23 protein-coding genes are annotated in these 19760 nt (G+C 62.4%); 14 read left to right on the top strand and 9 right to left on the bottom strand.

All coding sequences use genetic code 11. The features are described from left to right. Positions 1–133: 133 nt before the first annotated feature. A complete protein-coding gene (locus tag LZ016_RS11375; RefSeq protein WP_241447594.1) occupies positions 134–298 on the top strand; it encodes a hypothetical protein in 165 nt (54 codons plus the stop codon). 278 nt (positions 299–576) lie between these two features. Beyond that, positions 577–1500, top strand: coding sequence for a calcium-binding protein (locus LZ016_RS11370; protein WP_241447593.1), 924 nt, complete (start codon positions 577–579; stop codon positions 1498–1500). 101 nt (positions 1501–1601) lie between these two features. Here LZ016_RS11370 and LZ016_RS11365 read toward each other — a convergent pair whose 3' ends face one another. After that, positions 1602–2003, bottom strand: a complete 402-nt coding sequence (locus tag LZ016_RS11365; protein ID WP_241447592.1) for a hypothetical protein — start codon at positions 2001–2003, stop codon at positions 1602–1604. Between the two features lie 277 nt (positions 2004–2280). Here LZ016_RS11365 and LZ016_RS11360 point away from each other — a divergent pair, with 277 nt between their 5' ends. The 7 genes from LZ016_RS11360 (at position 2281) to LZ016_RS11330 (ending at position 7396) form a co-directional block, all read left to right on the top strand. After that, positions 2281–3240: a hypothetical protein gene (locus tag LZ016_RS11360; protein ID WP_241447591.1), complete on the top strand. Its 960-nt coding sequence runs from the start codon at positions 2281–2283 to the stop codon at positions 3238–3240. Then, the gene (locus LZ016_RS11355) at positions 3237–3401 is read left to right on the top strand and encodes a hypothetical protein (RefSeq protein WP_241447590.1); all 165 of its coding nucleotides are present in this window, start codon (positions 3237–3239) and stop codon (positions 3399–3401) included. The genes LZ016_RS11360 and LZ016_RS11355 overlap by 4 nt, the downstream gene beginning before the upstream one ends. A 91-nt stretch (positions 3402–3492) precedes the next feature. Then, a complete protein-coding gene (locus LZ016_RS11350) occupies positions 3493–3831 on the top strand; it encodes a hypothetical protein (RefSeq protein WP_241447589.1) in 339 nt (112 codons plus the stop codon). Positions 3832–3838: 7 nt separating this feature from the next. After that, the gene (locus tag LZ016_RS11345; RefSeq protein ID WP_241447588.1) at positions 3839–4630 is read left to right on the top strand and encodes a hypothetical protein; all 792 of its coding nucleotides are present in this window, start codon (positions 3839–3841) and stop codon (positions 4628–4630) included. Further along, positions 4554–4988: an ABC-three component system protein gene (locus LZ016_RS11340; protein ID WP_241447587.1), complete on the top strand. Its 435-nt coding sequence runs from the start codon at positions 4554–4556 to the stop codon at positions 4986–4988. Before LZ016_RS11345 ends, LZ016_RS11340 begins: the two co-directional genes overlap by 77 nt. Further along, entirely contained in the window at positions 4981–5490 is a 510-nt protein-coding gene (locus LZ016_RS11335; RefSeq protein ID WP_241447586.1) for a three component ABC system middle component, read from the top strand. The genes LZ016_RS11340 and LZ016_RS11335 overlap by 8 nt, the downstream gene beginning before the upstream one ends. 193 nt (positions 5491–5683) lie before the next feature. Further along, complete coding sequence (locus LZ016_RS11330) at positions 5684–7396, top strand: DUF3732 domain-containing protein (protein ID WP_241447585.1); 1713 nt, start codon at positions 5684–5686, stop codon at positions 7394–7396. Between the two features lie 141 nt (positions 7397–7537). On the opposite strand, the gene lepA is transcribed toward LZ016_RS11330, so the two are convergent. Continuing rightward, positions 7538–9355, bottom strand: coding sequence for a translation elongation factor 4 (gene lepA / locus LZ016_RS11325; protein ID WP_241447584.1), 1818 nt, complete (start codon positions 9353–9355; stop codon positions 7538–7540). A 77-nt stretch (positions 9356–9432) separates the two neighbouring features. Between lepA and LZ016_RS11320 the strand changes: the two genes are divergently transcribed. From LZ016_RS11320 to LZ016_RS11305, 4 genes are all read left to right on the top strand, one after another. Then, positions 9433–10635: a hypothetical protein gene (locus LZ016_RS11320; protein ID WP_241447583.1), complete on the top strand. Its 1203-nt coding sequence runs from the start codon at positions 9433–9435 to the stop codon at positions 10633–10635. A 117-nt stretch (positions 10636–10752) separates the two neighbouring features. Beyond that, entirely contained in the window at positions 10753–13605 is a 2853-nt protein-coding gene (locus LZ016_RS11315; protein WP_241447582.1) for a M16 family metallopeptidase, read from the top strand. Between the two features lie 640 nt (positions 13606–14245). Then, the gene (locus LZ016_RS11310) at positions 14246–14449 is read left to right on the top strand and encodes a DUF350 domain-containing protein (RefSeq protein ID WP_241447581.1); all 204 of its coding nucleotides are present in this window, start codon (positions 14246–14248) and stop codon (positions 14447–14449) included. Further along, positions 14446–15042, top strand: a complete 597-nt coding sequence (locus LZ016_RS11305) for a transglycosylase SLT domain-containing protein (protein ID WP_241447580.1) — start codon at positions 14446–14448, stop codon at positions 15040–15042. The genes LZ016_RS11310 and LZ016_RS11305 overlap by 4 nt, the downstream gene beginning before the upstream one ends. Before the next feature lie 21 nt (positions 15043–15063). Here the strand turns inward: LZ016_RS11305 and LZ016_RS11300 are convergent, their stop codons facing one another. Together LZ016_RS11300 and LZ016_RS11295 are read right to left on the bottom strand one after the other, a co-directional pair. Continuing rightward, positions 15064–15417 (bottom strand): hypothetical protein, encoded by a 354-nt coding sequence (locus LZ016_RS11300; protein WP_241447579.1) that lies wholly within the window; start codon positions 15415–15417, stop codon positions 15064–15066. 27 nt (positions 15418–15444) lie between these two features. Then, positions 15445–15588, bottom strand: coding sequence for a hypothetical protein (locus LZ016_RS11295; protein ID WP_241447578.1), 144 nt, complete (start codon positions 15586–15588; stop codon positions 15445–15447). A 170-nt stretch (positions 15589–15758) separates the two neighbouring features. Here LZ016_RS11295 and LZ016_RS11290 point away from each other — a divergent pair, with 170 nt between their 5' ends. Beyond that, on the top strand, positions 15759–16583 hold the full coding sequence (locus tag LZ016_RS11290) for a hypothetical protein (protein ID WP_241447577.1): 825 nt from the start codon (positions 15759–15761) through the stop codon (positions 16581–16583). Positions 16584–16589: 6 nt separating this feature from the next. On the opposite strand, the gene LZ016_RS11285 is transcribed toward LZ016_RS11290, so the two are convergent. The 5 genes from LZ016_RS11285 to purE form a co-directional block, all read right to left on the bottom strand. Continuing rightward, positions 16590–16790 carry a hypothetical protein gene (locus LZ016_RS11285; RefSeq protein ID WP_241447576.1) on the bottom strand — a complete coding sequence of 67 codons (201 nt, stop codon included), beginning with the start codon at positions 16788–16790 and terminating at the stop codon, positions 16590–16592. A 139-nt stretch (positions 16791–16929) separates the two neighbouring features. After that, positions 16930–17382, bottom strand: coding sequence for a PilZ domain-containing protein (locus LZ016_RS11280; RefSeq protein ID WP_241447575.1), 453 nt, complete (start codon positions 17380–17382; stop codon positions 16930–16932). A gap of 56 nt (positions 17383–17438) precedes the next feature. Beyond that, positions 17439–18176: a glutathione S-transferase family protein gene (locus LZ016_RS11275; protein ID WP_241447574.1), complete on the bottom strand. Its 738-nt coding sequence runs from the start codon at positions 18174–18176 to the stop codon at positions 17439–17441. Beyond that, positions 18173–19237, bottom strand: a complete 1065-nt coding sequence (locus tag LZ016_RS11270) for a 5-(carboxyamino)imidazole ribonucleotide synthase (protein ID WP_241447573.1) — start codon at positions 19235–19237, stop codon at positions 18173–18175. Before LZ016_RS11270 ends, LZ016_RS11275 begins: the two co-directional genes overlap by 4 nt. Beyond that, complete coding sequence (gene purE, locus LZ016_RS11265) at positions 19234–19716, bottom strand: 5-(carboxyamino)imidazole ribonucleotide mutase (RefSeq protein ID WP_241447572.1); 483 nt, start codon at positions 19714–19716, stop codon at positions 19234–19236. Before purE ends, LZ016_RS11270 begins: the two co-directional genes overlap by 4 nt. Positions 19717–19760: the final 44 nt, after the last annotated feature.

Genomic DNA, 19760 nt, shown 5'->3' with positions numbered 1-19760 from the left:
AGCAGGCGGGGGCGGCAAGAGCAAGCGCCGCCTGTCCCAGAGCGGGATGGCTATCCAAAGTTAAATTGTTGCCGCTCGCGAGTCGCGTACTCTGCCTTCGCGCGAAGTGAGCGCTGCGCCGGGGGGCGAAGGTATGAGGGAAGAGCGCAGCGGTCCGATCCGGGAATCGCAGGAAGGCGGGCGCGTCTGGATCCTCGCGGTGATCCTGACGCTGATCTGGTTCACCATAGTCGGTGTGACCATCTCGCGGAGCATCGCGGCATCCGCGGGAATGATTACGCGGAGCAATCACCATTAAGTCTTGGGACCGCTGAGTTGCCGAAGATCAATAATCCATTTCTTTCGTGATTCTGCCAACTTGTTTCGACGTGGCGACACGCGTGCGGCAACGCTGCGGGTCAACATCCCTTGTGCTAAAAGCCATAGCATAACGACTCGCAGAGGGGCGCGTATGCGTAACGTCGTTTCCAGCCCGCCTTAACCTCACGATCCTGCGGCGCGTCTCGCTTTCTCGCGCCGGACACCGGTGTCGCGCCATCGGGTGAGCCGCGGCCGCCCGCATCGAAGGGGACGCACATGCCGAAGCCATCTCCCAGCCTCGGGCCGATCAGCATCAAGGGCGGCAAGGGTGCCGATCACATCGTCATCGGCGAGAGCCCGTACGTCTATTCAACAGCAGACCAGAACCGCGGCTTCGTCATTGACGGAAGCAACGGCGACGACGTCCTTGCTGGCGGGATCGGCGTCGATCGCATCAGCGGCGGCTCGGGCTTCGACATTATCAGGGCGCAATCCGAGGACATCCTCGGAACTCCTTCTGGCACGGCGGCCTATGACGGCGGGCTCGATCGGGACATTCTCGACTTCAGCCTGTGGACGCAGGGCGTTGCGATCGACCTTGGGACGACCAACATCTCGGGCGACCGCGACCGCTTCTACACCAACTTCTCGATGGACAGCCCGACCGGCCTCAACATCGCGCTAAACGAAGCGAACGACCTTCGGGGAGTGACCGTCAGCATCGAGGGACTGATCGGCGGCTCGGCCAACGATTTCCTCAGCGGCGACTGGGGCGCCAATTACATCGAGGGTGGCGCCGGCGACGACTACATCACCGGAAAGCGCGGGGACGATCGCCTGATCGGCGGCGCCGGCAACGACTTCATTCTGACGGGCGCGGACACCGACCTCGTCTCGGGCGGAGCGGGCAACGACACGCTGGTGCTCGGCGGCGGGACGACGGGCGCTTATTATGTGACGACCGTCGACGACTTCGACACCCGCGCGGGCGACGCGGACGCGTCGTTCGACCGCATCTGGATCAACCAGGACTTCGACTGGCATTTCGAGGCGGCGGCCAACGGCACGCTGAAGATCGTTTACGGCGTCGACTACTACCCGAGCCCGCTGGGGGAGGTGGTGCTGCAGGGCCTGACGATGGCCAACGCGGCCGACGTGATTGTGCAGGGCTTCGATCCGATGACAGGAATGCCGGGTTAGCCAAGTCACCCAGGCCGGGCCTGTTGGGGCGCGCCCGGCCGCCACTCCGGAACGCACCTGTCACGCGGGGGCGCAGGTGCGTTCCGAAGTGCACTCGCCGATCAATCCGGGCCGAATTGACCCGTCACGATGTTCGAATCCGCTTCCGAGCCCGTGGGCGCGAAGGGCACGAGCGTCACCCGCGCGTAGATCTCGTCGCGGTCGCGGTTGATGACCCAGCCGAGGATGATCGTGTCCCCGTCCTCGTCCAGCGTGCTTTCGCTGACCATCGTCGAGACCGACCGGTCGACGCAGCCCCGCTCCGCTTTGACGCACGCGTTGCGAAGCGTGATGAGATGGTCGTCCCAGATCGGATCGTCGCCGCGAAGCGTGACCTTTTCGACGAATGTGCTTCCAGCGAGCGCCTCGCATCCCGAAAAGCAGATGCGGTAGTTGACCGTCACTCTACGACGATCGCCCTCCTCGCGCCCGATCTGTAGGGTGACGTTAGAAACAGTAGCCATTTCCAGTCTCCTCTGCAGAGTGAAGCCGCAGAGGATCGTGCCGTGGAGCCCGGTTGGGACGCGGTGTTCACCTTGGCGGAACTTCACGCGTTGCACGGTACCGAGCGGGATTTATTTACCATAACGGCTGTTTCCGGGCACTCCATTAAAATGTCCCGCGATGATACAGAATCGCGACTTCGGTTTGTCTTGGCGTGTTGAGCCGCAGCGCTCCGTAGGGCAGCTTCACGCCACTTTCCGCTGTCCTATTTGGATTTCGTCTGATCCACCCTCGCGGATGAGCATCCCCGTCATCTGCGACCGCTGTCGCGCCACCGGCACCGCCCGCCAGGGCGACTTCTCCCACCTCGGCGACCTCCTCGATTTCGAGCCCGTCCCCGTCCGCCAGCGCGTCAACGGCTGGGACGCGGATGCGCAGCGCGCCTTCATCGCCCTGCTCGCCAGCACCGGGTCGAAGCGCCGCGCCGCCCTCGCCATCGGCCGCAACGCCTACGGCATGGACCAGCTTCTGAAGCGCCCCGGCAGCACCAGCCTGCGCATCGCCTACGACCGCGCAAAGGCCATCGCGAAAGCGAACGGCAGCATGAAGATCGCCCAGGGCGTCGCCGATGCCGCCGCCCGCAATGCGCAGCTCGCCCCGCCCTCGCGCCTCCGCGGCGCCGAGCCGGAGCCCGACCCCGCCATCAGCGACGATCAGAAGCTGGAGGTGATCGAGAACATCGTCCGCAAATATCTCGGCAAGGTCCGCATGGAGCGGGAGGAGCGCCTCGCCGGCAATATCGTCGCCGCCGATTTCTACCTGCGCCAGATCACCTTCATCGAGATCGGCCTCGACCTCGCCGCGACGGAGCTGAGCATCTCCGCCTTCGACCTGCTGGCGAGCTTCCGCCGCGACGGCCACGGCTGGATCCGGATTGCGGAGACACCGTTCAGCGCGGCGCTCGACGAGCAGCGGCGCAAGCTATGGGCGGCGGCCGGCAAGCCCGAACGCCCCGAACACCCGCCCCGGCGCTTCCTTCAGCATCTCTTCGATTACGCCCTGGAACCGAGCCGAGCCCACGTCGGAGCAACCACCCCGCCCGCCGCCGGCTACAGCGAGGAACAATGGAGCGAGATGACCACGGAGGCCCAGCGGCAGGCGAGACGAGACGAGCTGGCGGCGGAGGCGGCGAGACAGATCGAATGGGAAGCGAAAGCCCAGGCGGACTTCCTCATCCGGCAGGGAGAGCAGGCATGAAGAACCGCAAGCCCTTGCCGTCGGAATATGAGCGCCGCCCGCACAACCCGCCGCCGCAGCCGCTGGCGACGGGCGGGGCGAAGCTGCCGGAGGACGGGTTGGAGGAGGCGGATGCGTTCAGCCGATGGCTGGCGCATGTGGAGGCGGGGCGGATTGGGTGAGATTCCCGCAAACCCCGCTGGTTGAACAAAATCTAAATAACGGCCATGAAGCGTTCGTGCCGAGTGACGACTTGTTTCCTGGGGAGGGGACATGGCCGAAGGCGTTTGGGTGCTTTTGGGTGCAGCCCTTGGCACATTAGGATCATTGTCGACCACATGGCTTTCGTCACATCTCAGCCGTCAGAGCAAATATCCAAAATTTGATCGCGCAGTCGAAGAACTGCTCAAGAAAATGCTTGCTGACGGACCGAGGTGGCGGAAGCTCGAAACGCTAGCGAGCGTGACAGGTCTCAGTGAGAAGCATGCCAAAGAATATCTGATCGAGCTCGGCGCGAGAGGCTCTGAAACAGACGGGCGGCTGTGGGGGCTGATCAGCCGTAATCCGCTCTCTGAGATCGGGTCGACGTCGAGTACGGATCGCGGATCGTAGGCGACTGGTGCCCGTAAATCCAAATACACTGCCTTCCGAGGCGTCAGGTCCTGCGGCCGGATATTATTACCAGCTCCGTTACGCGCTCCTGCGGGCGCTGAGGGCACTAAAAAGACATCCCACAGCCGCGGTCTCGATCGAGAGACTTGAGGACGTGGCCATTGAATATGAATCCGGGAAGTCCGACCTCGAGCAGCTCAAGCACTCGCTTCAGACAGATAAGGAATATTCGGATGTCGACGCCGCCGTATGGCGGACTCTCGGCAACTGGAGTCGCCAGATTCGAGACGGTGCGATTGTGCCCGGCAGTCGTCTGTTTCTTGTGACAAACGGTCAACTCGTGCCGACTTCCGGAATGGCCCTGCTCGGACCGGACCGAACGACTGATGACGAAGTAGCGGCGCTTACAAAGCTGATTGAAGCCGCCAATTCCTCCACGAATCAAACCACTAAGAATGACCGACGTGATTTCCTCCAACTGCCACCGCCAGTTCGGAAAGCAATGGTCAGCGTCGTCACCGCCGTGCATGGATTCGCCGGACTTTCTGCGCTCGGCGACGAGATCGAACAAGAAATTGCGTTCGTCTGCACGCAGGAAGAATTGCCGCGCTTTCGGAATGAGTTGGAAGGCTGGTGGACGGACAAAGTCTTCAGCGAATGGGCGAAAGGGTCAGGAGCGAAGATACAGCTTTTGGATCTGAGCGGACGCATCGATTATCTTCGTGAAAGACGTCGAGGACGAAGAGGCGCTGGAACCGCTAGATGGTCGGATCTTCGTCAGGCAGATCAAGGCTCTTAACGCTGGGTCTTCTAGAATTCGCCGGGCGCAGAAGGACTTTTTCAAGTCCGGCGCTCAACGGTCAAAATGGGTTCGCGAGTTCAAGGTAAATCCTGATGAACTGGCCGCTTACGACCAATCGCTGGCTGAGCGATGGGAAAGAAAATCTGCCATTCTTCGCGACGAGCTAGATAGCAGCGCGGATGACGTCGCGAAATGCAAATGGGGCCGGACTCTGCTGGGCTGGGCCGAAGAGCAGGAAGTGCCCATTCGAAACGCAAGAGCACAGTTCCTGACGAGTGGATCTTATCACGCGCTCGCCGATCAGATGAAGGTTGGCTGGCACCCAGACTATGAGGCGCTTTTCAAAGATGGCTGATCAATGGGCAGGTCGCGAACGCATACGTTTGCTCAACCCCGCCTTCACCGGCGCGACAATTGCGCGGGCAACAGAAGGATATGTTGAAGTTACGGGTTCCGGGCTTCCTTTCGCCTACGCATATCTGATCGCGCCATTTGTTCTGCATTCGGAAACCCGATCAAAATTGCCTGGTTCGCTTGCGACCAGGCTCTTGCCTTGGACTGAAAAGTTCGGGGAGGTCATTGCTACGTTCCCTCAGCGAGTTGCAGAACTCTCACCTTACTCTTCCAAAGGCATTCTTCTCGCGACACTCGGGGGACTGGCAGAACTCTCAGGGGACGCTTCTCTTTTCGCCAAGCCGAATGCCTCGTTAAAGAGGTACACTGGGCAAAGCGGCTCAACCGAAGTCGAGAACATCCTGAAAAAATCGCACTTTGTAGGAAAGTGGCTGGCCGCCGCTGGAACTCCCGCAACAGTGTTCACGGCGTTGGGGGTTAGATTTGAAGATCACTATAAGTAAATTGCTCGTCTACGGCCACCAAGGAGAAGTCCGCTCCGTCGAGTTCAACGCTCACGGGCTGAGCATAATCACTGGTGAGTCAAAGACCGGTAAATCGGCCCTAATTCACATTATCGATTACTGTTTGGGCTCCGGTGAATGTCACGTTCCTCAGGGTGTCATCCGGCGGAAGGTTGCGTGGTATGCGGTCGTTTTGACCGACGGCGAAAAATACCTCTTAATAGCGCGCCGCAATCCCACTGGAGGTAAGGCAACAAGTTCCGAAATCGACGTGCGCTTTCAAGACTCTGATGAGGCACCAGCGCTTGAGAATCTCTCACAGAACGCGACCATAGATTCACTCAAGCTCACGCTGTCCAGATACGTAGGCCTCCCTGAAAACCTCTTTGTTGCACCAGAAGGCTATCACCGTCCGCCGCTAGAAGCGAACTTCTCACATTCTCGGATTTACTGCTTTCAGGACCAGAGTCTGATCGACAACAAGAATCAGTTATTCTTCAATCAACAAGATAGCTTTGTAGCTCAAGCTATCAAAGACACTCTTCCTTTCTTCGTCGGTGCGGTCTCGGAAACTGAGCTACAAGAGCAGCTCGAACTCAATCAGCTGCGTAGAGATCTCCGGCTCATCCAGCGACAACTCGATGCGACGATCAGTTGGGAAGAAACAAGCCTAGCTAGAGCAGGCTCACTGCTCGCTGAGGCTCGCGACGTTGGTTTGATTGCTCTCGAAGCTCGCCCGTCCAGTGCGGATCAGACCTTCGAACTATTGTCACTGGCCGCGGAGGCGCCGATCAGGAATGACGTAACTAGCGGTGAGCGAACCGAACTCGACGAGTTGATGCTGGAACGTGAAGCTCTCCGTAGCGAATTCTTTGATATCGGACAGAAGATAGAGGAAGCGCTTCTCCTCGCGTCTAATAGAGACGCATATCAGCGAGAACTCTCCGAACAAACAGCGCGACTGAGGGCTCTTTCGATTGTCGCGACGGACAGCAATGGTGTTACCATCTGTCCCTTGTGCGATTCTCACGTGCCTCAGCTTACTTCGACGCTTGCGGATCTAAAGAACGAGCTATCTGACGTAGGCGCGCGAATATCGGCACTGCATGAGAATAACCCCCGCCTCCAGTCATATGTGGCTGAACTTCGGAAACAAAGGCGGGATTTGGAGTCTCGTCTTTCAACGAACCAAGCGCAGGTCAATGCGGTCGTGGATCAGCAAGACGCGATTAAGCGTCTACGAGAAGAGGCACTGCAGCGGTCGCGAGTGCAGGGTCGGATCACCTCGTTTTTGGAAAATCGAAGCGAAAGCAATGAGGGCGATCTGCACTCTCAAATTGAACTGCTTCGCTATCGTATTGAGCAACTTGAATCAAAGCTCGCCGGCGACACTTTTGAAGACCGTCTGCGCAATGCTGAGACAAATCTCTCGAACTTCATGACGGACTATGCACGCGCCCTTGAGCTTGAACATTCCGAAGGGCGAACCAGGCTGGATTTCAAGCGGCTAACCGTCGTCGCGGACACTCCGAATGGTGCAATTCGCCTCGAACAGATGGGTAGCGGCGACAATTGGGTCGGTTGCCATATCATCACCCATGTGGCGCTCCACCTTTGGTTTAGGATTCGTAATCGACCGGTGCCAGCTTTCTTGGTTTTGGACCAGCCGTCGAAGGCTCACTACCCGGTGAGCGACGATCAACTAGATCAGCTGGCTGTTGAGGACGATGATCGTAAGGCGGTGGTCCGGCTTTTCCGGTTCTTGTGGGATCGCGCCGCTACTGATGGTTTTCAAATCATTGTCGTGGACCACGCCGACGAAGCCGGAGATTGGTTCCAATCGTCGGTGGTCGAACGATGGAGAGGTGGAAACAAACTCATCCCGGACGACTGGATAGAGGGATGAACAATCGTCACGGGATTAAATCCCGTGACGTCGGACGCGTCTCGCTTCTCGGCTTAGGCCGTTCGCTCGCGCGCCGGCCGGGTCGTCGTAGTCTCTACGCGCTGCTTCGGCGACGCTTCGCGTCGGCGGCGCTGCGCTCGGCTACTCCTCCCCCATCCGCAGCGCCGCGATAAACGCATCCTGCGGGATCGAGACGCTGCCGTACTCCCGCATCCGCTTCTTACCTTCCTTCTGCTTCTCCAGCAGCTTCCGCTTCCGCGTCGCGTCGCCGCCGTAGCATTTGGCGGTCACGTCCTTGCGCAAAGCGGCGATGGTTTCGCGGGCGATGACCTTGCCGCCGATCGCGGCCTGGATCGGGATCTTGAACATGTGCCTGGGGATCAGGTCCTTCAGGCGCTCGCACATGCCGCGGCCGCGTGCCTCGGCGTTGCCGCGGTGGACGATCATGCTCAGCGCGTCGACGGGCTCGTTGTTGACGAGGATGCTCATCTTCACGAGGTCGCCCTCGCGGTGGCCGATCTGGTGATAGTCGAAGCTGGCGTAGCCGCGGCTGATCGACTTCAGCCGGTCGTAGAAGTCGAACACCACTTCGTTGAGCGGCAGCTCGTAGCGCAGCATCGCCCGCGCATGGCTTCCGGTGCCGACGTAGGTCAGGTCCTTCTGGATGCCGCGGCGGTCCTGGCACAGCTTCAGGATGGAGCCGAGATATTCGTCGGGGACGTAGATGGTCGCGTCGATCCACGGCTCCTCGATCATCTCGATCCGGTTGGGGTCGGGCATATCCGCGGGGTTGTGCAGCTCGATGACCTTCGCCGCTTCGTTCTTCGAATGGCTGAGGTGGATCTTGTAGACGACGCTCGGCGCCGTGGTGATCAGGTCCAGGTCGTATTCGCGGGTCAGCCGCTCCTGGATGATCTCGAGGTGCAATAGGCCGAGGAAGCCGCAGCGGAAGCCGAAGCCGAGTGCCGCGCTGCTTTCCATCTCGAAGCTGAACGAGGCGTCGTTGAGGCGCAGCTTGTAGAGGCTGTCGCGCAGCTTCTCGAAGTCGTTGGCGTCGACCGGGAACAGGCCGCAGAAGACGACCGGCTGGACTTCCTTGAAGCCGGGAAGCGGCTCGGCGGCGGGGCGCTTCGCATCGGTGATCGTGTCGCCCACGCGGGTTTCCGCGACTTCCTTGATCTGCGCGGTGATGAAGCCGATCTCGCCGGGGCCGAGCTCCTGCAGCTGCTCGATCTTCGGGCGCATGCAGCCGACGCGGTCGACCAGGTGCATCGTGCCGGCGGCCATGAACTTGATCTGCGCGCCCTTGCGGATGACCCCGTCCATCACGCGCACCAGGATGACGACGCCTAGGTACGGGTCGTACCAGCTATCGACGAGCATCGCCTTCAGCGGCGCGTCCCTGTCTCCTTTTGGAGGCGGAATTTTGTCGACGATGGCTTGAAGAACCTCGTCGATGCCGATGCCGCTCTTCGCAGAAGCCAGGACCGCCTCGCTCGCGTCCAGGCCGATGATTTCCTCGATTTCCTGCCTGACGCCCTCCGGGTCAGCGGCCGGCAAATCGATCTTGTTGATGACCGGCACGATCTCATGGTCGTGCTCGATCGACTGGTAGACGTTGGCGAGCGTCTGCGCCTCGACACCCTGCGCCGCGTCCACGACCAGCAACGCGCCCTCGCAAGCCGCGAGGCTCCGCGAGACCTCATACGCGAAGTCCACGTGCCCGGGCGTGTCCATCAGGTTCAGCTCATAGCCGTTCCATTCCAGCCGCACGGTCTGCGCCTTGATGGTGATTCCGCGCTCCTGCTCGATCTCCATGTTGTCGAGGATCTGCCCGTGCGTCATCTCGCGCTCGGTCAGCCCGCCCGTCCGCTGGATCAGCCGGTCGGCAAGCGTGCTCTTCCCATGATCGATATGCGCAATAATCGAAAAATTGCGGATCTTAGTAATGTCTTTCATTTCAGGGTCGCCGCTAGCAGGGGATTGATGCGAGCGCGAGGCCGTTGGATAAAGGCCGCTCAACAGGGGGCAAATCGATGAACAAGATCAGCATCTTGGCTGCGGGTGTGTCTGCGGCCGCGTGCGGTGCAATGGCTTATGCGGCAGCGCCGGCGAGCGCGCCGCCTCCGATCGCGAGCTACTGGATGGACGTTTCGACGGCGGGCGGGCTCGGCGCGGGCATGACGCCAGGCGGCGGACGGCCGAGCATGAGCCAGATCATGGGCATGATGAGCGGCAGTGCGCCTTCTGTGATGCACACGCTGGACCTCCGCCTCGCCTCGAAGACGAAGCCGACGACGGCGCCGGAGGCCAACCACCTGATTCCGCCGGGACTGCAGATGGGCGCGAGCCTGCCGCTGATCACGCCGCAAGTCGCGAAGCCGGTGAAGGAAACCTACGGCATGCCGCAGGGCTACGAGAAGCCGAAGGGCCGGATGCTGATCTACTGGGGCTGCGGCGAGCACGCGGGCGCGGGCCAGCCGACGGTGATCGACTTCTCGAAGCTTGCCGCCGGGCAAGTGCCTCCGGGAATGGCGGCAATGGCCAATGCCGCGCGGATGGCGAACGTGCCGCATACGGCGCCGGGCTTTGGTGAGTGGCCGAACAACAAGGACAACCGCCAGGTGCCGGCGACGGGATCGCTGCTCGGCGCGCACAAGGTCGAGGGCAATTACTCGCCGCCGATCGCCTTCACGCTGGCGCAGGACTTCATGCCTGGGCTGAACCTGCACCAGGCGGGATCGCTTCCGTCGGGCGCGGCCCGGCTAGCCTGGACTCCGGCGCCCACCGCGACCGGCTATGCGCTCGCGATGTTCGGGTCGAACGGCAACGGCGACGTGCTCATGTGGAGCTCGTCAAAGAGCCCCGCGATGACGCCTTTGATGGATTACCTGCCGCCTGCGGAAGTGAAGCGGCTGATCGGCACGGGTCACGTCATGCCGCCGACAACGAGCGAATGCGTGCTTCCCGCTGAAGTCGTGACCGCATCTCCGGCGGGCATGATCATGGCGATCGGCTACGGCCCGGAAGCGAATTTTGCCGAGGCTCCGAAGGCGCCGAAGTGGGTCGCGAAGGCGCGCTTCAAGACGACCGCTTCGTTGATGCTCGGAATGCCGCAAATGGGCGGCATGGACAGCGGCGCCGGACAGCCAGGGACGCAACAGCAGCAGCCGAAGAAAAAAAAGAAGTTCGGCCTCGGCGACGTGCTCAAGGGAGCGGTCGGAATTCCGAGCGAATGACGAAACGTTCCTGCCGTTCGTCGATAACCAACCGCCGTTTGTCGACGGCAGTTGCGCGGCGGGGCTTCGCCGTTAAGGTCCCGCCGATTTTCGAATTATTCCCGGAGTTCCAAGACCATGCGATTTCGCAGCCTGACCTTCCTGCTGACGAGTGCCGCTGCGCTCGCCGCCTGCGCGAGCGCGCCGCAAACCGCAGCCGTCGCGCCGCTGCCGGAACCGCCGCTTGCCGTCGCACCAGCTGCTCCCGCCGAGCCGGCGCCGGTTTCCGCTTTGGTCCAGGAAGTCGCGATCCCGCATACGTCCTTCAAGCTCGAGAATGGCCTCACCGTCCTCGTGCACGAGGATCACAAGGCGCCCGTGGTTGCGGTCAGCACCTGGTACAATGTCGGGTCGAAGGACGAGCCGAAGGGCAAGACCGGCTTCGCGCACTTGTTCGAGCATCTGATGTTCAACGGGTCAGACAATCTGCCGGGCGACTACTTCACGTATCTGCAGCAGATCGGCGCGACCGATTACAACGGGACCACCTGGTTCGACCGCACCAACTATTTCGAGACGGTGCCGAAGGCGGCGCTCGACCGGACCCTGTTCATGGAGTCCGATCGCATGGGCTACCTGCTCGGCGTCATGGACCAGCAGAAGCTGGATAACCAGCGCGGCGTCGTCCAGAACGAGAAGCGCCAAGGCGACAACCAGCCGGGCGGCCTCGTCGAATATGAGGTGCTCGGCAACCTCTTCCCTAACGGCCATCCGTATCAACACTCGACCATCGGTTCGATGGCGGACCTGGACGCGGCGAGCCTGGCCACGGTGAAGGAATGGTTCATCGACAAGTACGGCCCGAACAATGCCGTGCTCGTCCTCGCCGGCGACATCACTGCGGCGGAAGCGCGGCCGCTGGTCGAGAAGTATTTCGGCACGATCAAGTCGGGCCCGGTGAACACGCCCGCCGCAGCGGACGTTCCGACGCTCGCCGCACCCAAGTCGATCGTGATGAAGGATCGGGTCGCCGCGACGCAGATCCAGCGTCACTGGGCGGTTCCGGGCATGCAGTCGCCCCAGCTTGCGGCGATCGACATCGGCGGTTCGATCCTGGGTGGCCTCGCCAGCTCGCGTCTCGACCGCATCCTGGTGCGCGAGGAAAAGCTGGCCGTCAGCGTCAGTGCTGGCTTGCAGCCCTTCCAGCGGATCGGCCTGTTCGAGGTCGACGCGACGGTGAAGCCGGGCGTCGATCCGGCGGTTGTCGAGAAGCGCCTCGACGAGATCATCGCCGACTTCGTCGCCAACGGCCCGACCGAGGATGAAGTGCGCCGCGCGACAACGCGCGAGGTTGGCGGACGCATCCGCGGCCTCGAGCAAGTCGGCGGCTTCGGCGGCAAGGCCGTCGCGCTTGCCGAAGGTCAGGTCTTCGTCGGCGATTCCGATTTCTACAAGAAAAACCTCGACGCTTATGCGGCGCTGACACCCGCCGACGTGAAGGCGGCGATGCAGCAGTGGCTGTCGCGTCCGGTCTTCGCGATCCGCCTCGAGCCCGGCGACCGTCCCCCGTACGAGGAGACGAAGTTCAAGCCGAAGAAGGGCAAGAGCGCGGACATCAAGACGCCGATCGTGAAGCGAGACATGCCGAACGTCGGAAGCAATCCGCAGCTCGACTTCCCCACCGTCCAGCATGTTGCTCTGTCGAACGGCGTGAAGCTGAATTACGCGCAGCGTACGACAGTTCCGGTGACGCAGATCGCGCTTGGCTTCGACGCCGGCTATTCGGCCGATACGGCGAACGCACGCGGCCTCCAGGGCATGACGCTGGCGCTGCTCGACGAGGGAGCGGCGGGCAAGAGCTCGCAGCAGATCGCCGAGGAAGAAGAGAAGCTCGGCGCGCAGATCGCCGCGCAGGGCAGCGCGGACATCAGCAACGTCACTCTGTCGGCGCTCAGCGCAAACCTCGGCCCGTCGCTCGACCTGCTGGCGGACATCGTGCAGCGGCCGGACTTCAACCAGGCCGAAGTGGAGCGCGTCCGCACGCAGATCCTTACCGGCATCGCGCAGGAGCAGAAGGATCCGCAGAACATGGCCGCGCGCGAGCTGCCGACGCTGCTCTATGGCGAAGGCCATCCGTACGCGGCGACGGGGTCGGGCAGTCCGGACGCAGTGAAGGCGTTCACGCGGGACGATCTCGTAGGCTTCCAGCAGCGTTGGCTGCGCCCCGACAATCTCCAGATCTTCGTCGTGTCGAACTTGCCTCTGGCAGAGGTGCAGCAGCAGCTTGAGCAGCGCTTCGGTACGTGGACTGCGCCGGCCGGCGTGGCCAAGGGCGAGAAGACATTCGGCGCAACCCCGTCGCGTCCGCACAACGAACGCATCGTGCTGATCGACCGTCCGGGGAGTCCGCAGTCGTACATCCTCGCCGGCCAGGTCACGCAGATCGATCCGCGCGGCGAGATGGCGCCGATCACCGGCGGCAATGACGTGCTCGGCGGGCAGTTCCTTTCGCGCATCAACATGGACCTGCGCGAGAACAAGGGCTGGTCGTACGGCGTGCGCGGAACGGCGCAGCTGAACGCCAAGGCCGTGCCGTACATCCTCAGCGCTCCGGTGCAGGCGGATCGCACAGGCGATTCCATCGCGGCCCTGCGGACCGACATCCGTGAGTTCCTGACGACCAAGGGCGTCACCCAAGAGGAACTGCAGCGCACGATCGCCAACCGTATCCAGCAGCTGCCGGGTCAGTTCGAGACGTCGGTCGCTGTCCTTTCCGCGATGCAGACGAACGCGCTCTACGGCCGTCCGGACAATTATTACGAGTTGCTGGCCGACAAGTATCGGGCGCAAACGCAGGCGAGCCTCGATGCCGCCCTGCGCAAGGCGGTCGATCCGGCCGGGTTCGTCTGGGTCGTCGTGGGCGATGCTGCGAAGGTGAAGCCGCAGCTGGCAAAGCTCGGCCTGCCGGTCGAGGAAGTCCAGCCGAGGTAAGCTAGAGCCGCCGAGGATAGCGAAGCGGCCGCGAAAGCGGCCGTTAGCTATCAGAGAGTCGACTAGTCGCTGACATCGCTAGTGGCAGGAATGGGTCGAAAGCTGCGATTAGCGACGGCGCTCCCATCAAAGGACCTTCGGGAAGGTCGCGACCTCTAGGACGTCCTCGACCTATGAGCCGTCAGGCTCGTTCCGCGTCGGCCAGCCTTGATCGCGCGTCTCGCTCGCGCAGTCGCGGCAGCGATGCCGCTTGGCTCGCCTTGACGCCTGATCAGGGTTCTCCAGCCCGAAGTGCCGACCGGACGGGTTCTTGGGACAGCGGTCCATCTAAAAAAGAGAGCAGGACTTCGTCACAGGCGCGATCAGGTAATGTCCGGAATGAGTCGGAAGCCCCCATTAGGATGACCTGAGGGGAGGCTGGGTAGAAAGCCCGATCCTCAAATGAGCGCTTCCGCCTCATAGGACCTCGCGCGAGAGGAGCCATGCTGCGGTGGTGCAGAATACCAGTTCAGGATGATCTTCCTGCCAGGACGAACGCGCCGCAGCCAACCCCGAAGAAGCCAATTCTCCGCTGCGATAATGAAGTGGTTGTGAGGCCCGTCCGCAGGAAGCCTCTCATCGAACGACCAAAGGACGGCACATGGAATGGAGAATCATTCTTCTGAATTTTGCGTACGCCACCATGGGTGTCGTAATGATGTTCCTGTCTTATCGTGTCTTTGATTGGCTGACCCCTCAGGTCGATTTCCCGGTAGAACTGAAACAAGGCAATGTCGCGGTAGCGATATTCATTGCGGCCATCTTTGTCTCCATCGCGCTGATCATAGGAGGTGCTCTCAATTGACGACGAGCTCTAGGGCAAACCTACTGATCGTGCTCGTGGGACTGACTGTATCAGCACAAGCTGGAGCAGAGACAGTCTCCGACAGATACGACGACACGTTTCGTAAATATACGAAGCGCTTTTTCGGTCCGGGATACGATTGGCGGATTTTCAAGGCCCAAGCCATGACGGAAAGCAACATCAGCATGGACGCCAAGAGCTGGGTCGGTGCCCGCGGAATCATGCAATTGATGCCGGCGACGTTCAAGGAAATCCGATCCAAGAACCCCGAAATAGTTGCGATTGATCAGCCCGAGTGGAACATAGCCGCCGGGATTTATTACGATCGGCAGTTATGGGGCCAGTGGGAGAGGGGCTCTGGCAGTCAGGATCGGAACCATTTCATGTTCGCCAGCTACAACGCAGGGCGCGGGACGCTTCTGCGTGCTCAGAAGGCGGCACGCACGAGCATGCTTGACCCGAGTATCTGGCCGAGCATCCAGTCCGTGGCCCCCAATGTTCCGAAGTGGCGGCACGAAGAAACACTCAACTACGTCGCTAAAATTGATAAGCATGCCGCGAGCATGGATGAAGAGGGCCGCGTGGGCAGATGAGCCCTAGCTGCCACTAGCCCGTCACGGCCGGAACCCAGTCTCCGAGGCGTTGGAAAAGCCAGGCTTGGCCGCAGCCGGTTGCGCCGGCGGGAGCTTGACGGTGACCGTAGACCGCGCGGTGGCCTGGTCCGCTTGCCCGCAGCCAGTGATCGTCAATGCCGCGGCCGCGATGAGCCCGAGCGGAAGGAGACGGTTCATGCCTTCTTTCCTTCGTAGCGCGCGATCCGCCTCGAGAAGCACCAGAGCGACCGGCTTGTCGGTGAGCCGTGCGAGAACGAACTTCTCTGCGGCCAGGTCGTCCTCGGCGGTGAAGCTGTAGACGCGCGACGTGCGGCCGCCCTCGCCGCTCCCGGCGTAAACATTGTAGTGTGGCATGAGCGCCTCCCCTTCAGCGCTAGGCAATCAGTCGCGGCCGGACGGAATTGGTTGCCGGCGTTCGTGAATGGCCTTCTCGACCAGGGTGCGGCCAACGATCGTCTCCAGCCGCTGGGCAAGGGCTGAATCGCTCAAGAGCGCCTCCTCGGTGTCCCGCTTCGATAACCTCATGGACGTGTCCTTTGACCAACTGTCGCTGGTCCACCGCCCCCACAATCAAAGCGAATATGGGGAGATCGTTTAGAAAGTCCGAACGGATCCCCGGCTGCGGGCGGCAGGGGTGCCGCGACCTGATAAATATGTTAACGCCGTGGAACGGTCTGAGGCGAAGGGGACACGCCATGGCGACTGTAGCGGGGCGTTTTTCTTCTCAGGAACAACGACGGGACGAGCTTTCGGGCACGCCGCGAGCGCATGCGATCGATCGTTGGATCTTCGTCTTCACGGCCGCCTGGTTCATCGTGATCGTGCTCACCGGCTTCATTCCCGACTCGTTGATGAAGGTAGCCGCCGTCCAAGCTGGGCAGAGGCCGCCTTTCCCGACGGTGCTCCACTTCCATGCCGTGCTGATGGGCTCTTTCCTGCTCCTGCTGCTGACGCAGTCGTTGCTGATGGCGACAGGGCGGGCGGAGCTGCACATGCGCCTCGGGATGGCGGCTTTCGCGCTTGTCCCCGCCCTCGTCGTGGTGGGCCTGATCCTCGCGCCGACCATGTATCACCAGGTGTGGAACTTCGCTCAGACTGCACCGGCTGACGTGCGGCCGCAGATGGAAGAGCGGCTGCTGGCGCTCGACAACATCCTGCTGCTGCAGATGCGGATCGGGATCGCTTTTCCCCTCTTCATGGCTATGGGGTTGAAGGCCCGGCGCGGGAATTCGGGGCTACACAAACGCATGATCTTCCTCGCGACGGCCATGCCTCTGCCGGCGGCGATCGACCGCATGAGCTGGCTGCCGACGACCTTGCCCGCGAGCCCGATCGCGACGGACCTGTACGTGTTGCTGGCCGTGTCGCCGCTGTTCGTCTGGGACGTGGTGCGGAATCGGCGAGTGCACGAAGCCTATTGGATCTGGCTGGCGATCAACGTGCCGCTCGCAATCCTGATCAACCTGCTGTGGAACACGCCGGCGTGGCATGCGGCGGCGCGTCAGATCATGGGTGTCTGAACGGGACTAGAGCCACATGCCGGTCCGCTTGCCTCTCCTTCTGCGCGGGAGGGCGCTGCGTTCCTGCTCATCGATGGCGTCGGCCAGGTCATCGTAGCGGCCGGCCAGCTCCAGATGCGCCTTGCGCGCCCGCGGGTGATCCGCACGGATCGCCGCGAGATTCTCCTCGCTCGCGCGGCGACGAAAATAGACGGCATCAGATTCCATCTGCGCCTCTCGAGCTCTGATCCCCGCGGACGGAAGAATATGCGAGCGCCGGGCGCGTCCCATCCCGACTGTCCACAGGGGTCGCTTAGTGGTTTCACCCGAAGTGACGTCACTTTGACGTCATCCCCGAGCCCGAGAATTACCGTTCCGTATTCAACCGGTTGATCGCGCTGTCGACGCGATCGGTGATCCGCTCGATCTCCTTCGCAAGCGCCCTCAGCTCCACGAGTGCCACGTAGAGCGCCGTCGACCGTTCGGTCTCAGACGGTGGGGAGGGACTGCGAAGAAGCGCTGCGCTGACGGCCGCCGAGGACAGCGGGTCGTCGAACTTGCAGCCGAAGAACTTGCCGCTGGTCCACACGATCGCGGCCAGCGTCTCGCCCGCTTCGGGAATGTGCACTTCGAGCCGCTCGCCGACATTCAGCGAGACGGAGCATTCGAGGAGCATGCCCTCTTCGGACAAATCATGGATGACCACGTCGGCGCCCTTCGCCGACCCGGCGCCTTCCGCTTCGAGCCAAAGCTTGCGACGGCGAGAGCCGCGGCGTTCGTTGGTCCGCTGGCTGGAGTCGAGGTGTGCATGGAGCGACATGAGATCGGCCCGAAGGGTCGCCGATCGTGCCTAACGAAAGGTTAAAATCGGCCCGGCTAAAGCCTCATCATGCCGCGCCTCGGGACCGGCTCGCCGAGGGTCAGCTCGCAAAGCGGGGCTCCAGCATCGAGCAAAGCCTGACGTCGGCCCTTGATGTCGACGCTTCGCTGGATGTTCTCGAACGGGAACGTGGACGCGAACGCGTCGTGGGCCAAGGCACGAGCGACGAAGCTGGCCACACGCGGCCAGCGGCCGGCGTCGGGCTCGAAGTCTGCATAGGCGGCGTTGCGGAAGAAACTGGCGATGGCGATGTCGGCGAGGCCGAAGTCGCCGAACAGCCAGCCGGTCTCGGGCAGTTCGCCTTCGAGATAATCGAGCGCCGCCGGCGCATCTTCCGACAGCGTCTTGGCGATGCGCGCCTGGTCGCCAGGTTCGCCCCAAACGAGCGGGTGAACGATCTTCTGGTAGAACAGGCCCCAGATGAAGAGGTCCCCGAGGCGCGTGTCGGCGAACTCCTCCAGCCAGCGGGCGCGGGCGCGATCCTTCGGGTCGGCCGGCAACAGCGGATGGCCGGGATAGGCCTCGTCGAGATAGGCGCAGATCACCGATGAATCGCTGGTCGTGAAGTCGCCGTCGATCAGCACCGGGATGCGGCAGAGCGGGCTGAGGCGGCGGAACTCGTCGTTGCCGAAGAAGGGCGTGATCGGATCGATCTCGTAGCTGAGCCCCTTGAGGTGCATGCAGGCCAGCACCTTGCGGACGTAGGGGCTGACGAAGCTCCCGATGATCTTCATCCGACGTCGATCCTCGTCACGTGGCCCATCTTGCGGCCGGGCCGCGCCTCGCCCTTACCATAAATGTGCACGTGCGCGTGGGGGTCGGCGAGCAGCCCCTGCCAGTCCGCGATCTCGTCGCCGATGAGATTGTCCATGCGCGCCGAGTGACAGGCGAGATCGGTCGAGCCCGGCGGAAGGCCGCAGACGGCGCGGATGTGCTGTTCGAACTGCGAGGTGAAGGCGCCCTCGATCGTCCAGTGGCCGCTGTTGTGAACGCGCGGCGCGATCTCGTTGACGATGGGACCGTTGCGCGAGGCGAAGAACTCCACGGTAAGGACCCCGACGTGATCGAGTGCGCTCGCGATGTTCGCGGCGGCCGTCCGCGCGTGCTCGACCTGCCCCGCGATTACCGGTGGCGGCGGCACGGTCGACGTGCGTAGGATGCCTTCACGGTGGACGTTGTCCGGGCTGTCCCAGAACGTCGTCCGTCCGTCTTCCCAGCGCGCTACGATGACGGAGAATTCAGCGTCGAACTCGACGCCTGCCTCAGCGACGGCGGGCTCGTGGCCGATCGAATCCCATGCGGACTGCGCCTCGGACGGATTGCGGATCCACGCCTGGCCCTTTCCGTCATAGCCGTAGCGGCGGGTCTTGAGGACGATCGGCGTGCCGAGCTCGGCGACGGCGCGCTCGACGTCGTCCGCGCTGTCGACGGACCGCCAGGCAGCGACTGTGGCCCCGCATTCCTCGATGAACTGCTTTTCGACGGCGCGGTCCTGCGCCACCGCGAGCGAGCGGGTGCCGGGGCGCAACTTCGGGCCGAGGACGGCGAGCGGTCCGACAGGCAGGTTCTCGAACTCATAGGTGATAACATCGACCTGGGTCGCGAACTCCGCGAGCGCTTCCGCATCTTCATAGGCGCCGCGCGTAAATCCGGCGGCGACGTGCGCGGCTGGCGGGTCCTCATGCGGATCGAAGATATGGCACTTGTACCCAAGCTGCGCCGCCGCGACCGCGAGCATGCGGCCGAGCTGGCCGCCTCCGACAATGCCTATGGATGAACCTGGCGGGACGATCATTCCGGACTATCGGCCACCGCGGCGGTTTGTTCCTCGCGGTAGCGTTCGACGCGAGCGGCCAATTGGTCGTCTGTAATTGCCAGGATCGAGGCGCCGAGCAGACCCGCGTTGACCGCCCCCGCGCGTCCGATGGCCAGCGTTCCGACCGGCACGCCGGCGGGCATCTGGACGATGGAAAGCAAGCTATCCATACCCTTCAGCGCCTGGCTTTCGACTGGAACGCCGAGGACGGGAAGGCTGGTCATGGAAGCGGCCATCCCGGGCAGGTGTGCGGCGCCCCCGGCACCTGCAATGATGAGCTTTAGCCCGCGCTCTTTCGCCGAGGCCGCATAGTCGTAAAGGCGCTTCGGAGTGCGGTGGGCCGAGACGATCTTTACCTCATGCTCGACGCCCAACGCTTTCAGCGTGTCGGCGGCGTGGCGCATCGTCTCCCAGTCGGAGCTGCTGCCCATGATGATCCCGACGAGCGGCTGCGCCATTTCCGAGCCTGTTTCCCTCTGCCTCCGGAGCTGTGCCGTTTAGG

The organism is Sphingomonas telluris (genome assembly GCF_022568775.1).
GTDB lineage: Bacteria > Pseudomonadota > Alphaproteobacteria > Sphingomonadales > Sphingomonadaceae > Sphingomicrobium > Sphingomicrobium telluris.
Note: the sequence above shows the minus strand (reverse complement) of the source record. Positions and strands in the feature narration are given on the sequence as shown.